The sequence below is a fragment of the Sporosarcina sp. Y1011 genome, from assembly GCF_057669885.1.
The window spans coordinates 1-3,403 of sequence record NZ_JBYHFP010000040.1; the positions used below are offsets into that span (position 1 = coordinate 1).

Below are 3,403 nucleotides of genomic sequence, written 5' to 3' on the forward strand. Positions count from 1 at the left end.
TTCAGTTAGTAACTGATTATCTTCTTTTGATAACATCGTAATTCCCCCTAATTCATAGATAGATTTCTGTCAATAATATTTCTTCTTAATTGCTTAAATAGCTAAAGTCTTTTCTTTTTACTAATGAAAAGTGGACTTAATTTACTGACTGAATAAGTCTTGTTCGCGAGTGGTTTTCCAGTAATCCCTACCCGCGTATCTACTTGGCACATGCTTCAAGGTAAATGTCTAATTGTCCTTGGACACGTTCAACCCGCACCATTGATATAATCAAAACAATCCAACCTTTTCTGCCAGCCAATTCATAGTTGTATTACTCGTCCAACCTGTAAAGATATTTAGTTTCGTCATTGGTTGCGGAACAATATTGACGTTATCTACACGGTAATATACTACTCAGCAACCAAATGAAAACGTTTTCAATACGGGTCGGAATATTAGGAATATTTAAATCGTACTCCCATCATACATTTAACTATTATTCAAAAACAATCTAGGTTTAGTATCAAGAATTCATTATTTTCAGACTTATTAGTACTAATTGGCGTGAATCATCTACTCTATCAATCTTTTTTATCTGTTTTTGGGGCTCCTATTGGAATCCCTCTTCACTCTCCAAAATACTTTCAGCAGAAATAATAACGAACAAAGAAAAGTCTGCCCAAAATCTGCAACGCAATGGATTTCGTAAGAAAAGTTGATTTATCAAATACCTGTGAATCATTCCGGCCTATGATTAATGCCATCTCAATTACTTCCTTTCCGTTAGCGGAGACACTTTTCCACCAACCCTTTAAAACACTAATCCAAAGGATATCGGCGCATGGAACAGCTTATCCTATACCCTTGATTAACATGATCAGATGTAACCTTTCATCGGCGGCACGCCCAGGAGTACCGACCCCGCCCCCTCATACATGCTCTCGTTTAGGAACGCGTGCTGGGTCACGACCATTGCATCGCGCAGATATCGCTGCAGTGGGTGTCCGTCGTAAATAGCTGAGGTGCCGGCAAGCATGTAGGCTGACTGCACGACGCTCGCTCCTTCGCGGGCAGCTTGAGCGGCTGCCAGGCGCAGCATGCTTGTTTGGTCAGCGGAGACACCGTCGCCCTTCAGGATAGAATCCCAAGCGGATTCGGTAGTCTCGTAGAAGAAGGCACGTGCCGACCCTAGCGCGGCTTCTGCCTTTGCTACGGAGATTCGTAGGTATGCGCGATCGGCCATTTTCGGTGCACCTGTGATGCTAGAACGTCCGGCCATCCGAGAAACTTCATCAAGTGCGGCGCGGGCTACACCAAGATTGATCACCGCAAGTACCTGCGCTGCATAAGCGATGGATGGATAGTGGTGAATTGGTTCTTCAATAGAAGAGACACCGCCACGGACAAAAGTCCATTCATCAGGGACGAAGATGTCTTTCACGCGCAGGTCATGGCTGCCCGTTCCGCGCATCCCGAGTACATCCCAGTTCTCGACGATTTCCACGTCCTCAGGCATTAGCACTGCGGTGAGCGGCTTACCGCCTTCCCCTGTGCCAATACCGACGCCAAGAAGGTCGGCTCCCTTACATCCACTTGCGAACTTCCAAAGGCCGTTAACAATCCAGCCGCCACTCACCCTCTTTGCGGGCTGAACTGGAAACAGACCGCCTGCGAAGGTCACATCCGGCCCATCTGCGTAAAGGCTTGCGAGTGTTTCGCGCGGCAAGGCCGCCAGGTAAACTGCAGAAGATCCGAAGCTCGCCACCCATCCAGCGGAGCCATCAGCTTCTGAGATAGTCTCAATTAACTTGAGGAACTCCATGGGCGTGCGGGCATCTCCCCCAAAGCACCGCGGAGCATGAGCGCGATAGACGCCCAATTGCTTTAGTTGCGCTATCATGTCCTTTGGAACGTGCTGCTTCTTTTCAAATTCGTCGCGTCGGGAACGGATTTCGGTCAACACTTGGTTAAGCAGGTTTTGGTTTTGGTTTTGGTTTTGGTTTTGGTTTTGGTTTTGGTTTTGGTTTTGGTTTTGGTTTTGGTTTTGGTTTTGGTTTTCTATTTGAATAGTCATAATTCTTTTCCCCCTATAATTTATTATTCCACCGAATGATATTTGTTTTCTCCAATAGTAAAAAGGACGATTAACTATTGCTTCGAAACGAGAATATTTAACTAGTCCACAGGCTCGAAAAAAACGGGTTACATTCGGAAGAGCCTTCTCTTTCAACCTAGATTCCAAATTTCATTAGAGGCGAACCTCTAATGAAATTATCTATCTTCAGATTAAAGCATTTTCAATATTTTAACTACTACACATTGGGTCTAAGTATCTTGAATATTCCATATGATTAGTCTGTAATAAATAGAGCCAGCTCAAAACAAAAAAGTGCCGGTCACCACGGAACGATATCTAGCCGCCTGTCATTACGGTTACTAGATATCGTTACTGAGGTTCCAAACACTTTTGTGCAACAGCTCCTATTTCAGCTGACAGCAAAGGTAACAATCTGCGGGAATAATATAAGAATCGCAATCAAGATGATATACGTCACGATAAAAGGATTGACTCCAACCGGCGGAGTAATGCTGCCAAAACTTGTTACGATACCTAGAATAATAAAGAACCAAACCGGATTATAGCCAAGTATAATAACCGCCGGGGAAAAAGATTGGAATCGATAGAATTAACAAGTTGAACGCATCCATAATCGCGCCGTTAATAACATAAATAAGTAAGATGTCAATTATAATCCAAAATGATGGTACAGCTAACCCGCTGACGAATTCAGCAACGCCAAATGGAAATCTTGTTGCCGTGATGAAACGGACAAAACGACGGCTCCGACTCCCAAAAACAACACCATTGTAGTTGAACGTATCGAATCTTCAATCGCATCCACTAAACGTCTCCGCGTGAATTTATTCATGGCAATCATAATTAAATGGGCGCCGAATGCGTCTGATCCTGTTGGTTTAAAAACCCATAAAATAAACCGCTTATAACAACGACGGATAAAACAAAAACGGGAATATCCCCTAATCTATTATGATATTTCATCCTTCTTTTCCTACATCTCCAAGTTGTAAATTGGCGGTTAGGGTACTGTTATTTTTCGCTTTTTAGAGGGGCATTTCCTTGTAAGGAAGTAATCTTCCCCCATTCCTCTTGTAACATAGCCGGATAAAGTGCTACTGTCCCTTTCGGATTATTTAATTACCGTCCCAAACTTTCTGATTCCTTTATAAAAAGTTCAGTGAACCCACTCTTAAAAAGATTATCTGCTACTACTACTACTACTACTACTACTACTACTACTACTACTACTACTACTACTACTACTACTACTATTTCATCTTTATTAATTAGCTTTAACAAATGAATAGGGAAGTATTTCAAGTGCTGTTTTGCTTCATATGA

Annotated in this window: 4 protein-coding genes; all 4 read right to left on the reverse strand. The window is 42.8% G+C overall.

Features of this window, described 5'->3' with window-relative positions:
* Nucleotides 1-859 precede the first annotated feature (859 nt).
* A complete protein-coding gene (locus AC25Y5_RS18845; RefSeq protein ID WP_488141636.1) occupies nucleotides 860-2,056 on the reverse strand; it encodes an acyl-CoA dehydrogenase family protein in 1,197 nt (398 codons plus the stop codon).
* 412 nt (nucleotides 2,057-2,468) lie between these two features.
* Nucleotides 2,469-2,636: a hypothetical protein gene (locus AC25Y5_RS18850; protein ID WP_488141639.1), complete on the reverse strand. Its 168-nt coding sequence runs from the start codon at nucleotides 2,634-2,636 to the stop codon at nucleotides 2,469-2,471.
* 117 nt (nucleotides 2,637-2,753) lie between these two features.
* A complete protein-coding gene (locus tag AC25Y5_RS18855; protein ID WP_488141637.1) occupies nucleotides 2,754-2,885 on the reverse strand; it encodes a hypothetical protein in 132 nt (43 codons plus the stop codon).
* A 314-nt stretch (nucleotides 2,886-3,199) separates the two neighbouring features.
* A partial coding sequence (locus tag AC25Y5_RS18860; protein WP_488141638.1) for a hypothetical protein occupies nucleotides 3,200-3,403 on the reverse strand: 204 nt, incomplete at its 5' end.